At 36.7% G+C, this 518-nt stretch carries 1 protein-coding gene; it reads left to right on the forward strand.

Going from position 1 to position 518, the window contains the following annotated elements:
- Nucleotides 1–40: 40 nt before the first annotated feature.
- Nucleotides 41–518 (forward strand): phosphoribosylaminoimidazolesuccinocarboxamide synthase (locus ACEO2X_RS14130; RefSeq protein WP_371972181.1); only part of this gene is annotated, 478 nt, incomplete at its 3' end.

Consider the following 518-nt stretch of genomic DNA (forward strand, 5'->3'; position numbering starts at 1 on the left):
CTCCCAGATGACTTCAACTAACTTAGAAGGAACTTTCCCATTGATTGCCAAAGGTAAAGTCAGAGATATTTACCAAGTTGACGACAACACTCTTTTATTCGTTGCTACTGATAGAATTTCCGCATACGATGTGATTATGTCTAATGGTATCCCAAATAAAGGTAAAATCTTAACCAAATTGTCTGAATTCTGGTTTGATTTCTTGCCAATTGAAAACCATTTAATCAAAGGAGACATTTTCCAAAAATATCCTCAACTAGAACCATATAGAAACCAATTGGAAGGCAGATCCTTACTTGTTAGAAAATTGAAATTGATCCCTCTTGAAGTTATTGTTAGAGGTTACATCACCGGTTCCGGCTGGAAAGAATACCAAAAATCTAAAACCGTCCACGGTATTCCTATTGGTGATGTGGTTGAATCACAACAAATCACTCCTATCTTCACCCCATCCACTAAAGCAGAACAAGGTGAACATGATGAAAATATCACCAAAGAACAAGCTGACAAGATTGTTG

The sequence above is a fragment of the Acinetobacter sp. AL9 genome, from assembly GCF_041464035.1.
GTDB classification, from domain to species: domain Bacteria; phylum Pseudomonadota; class Gammaproteobacteria; order Pseudomonadales; family Moraxellaceae; genus Acinetobacter; species Acinetobacter towneri.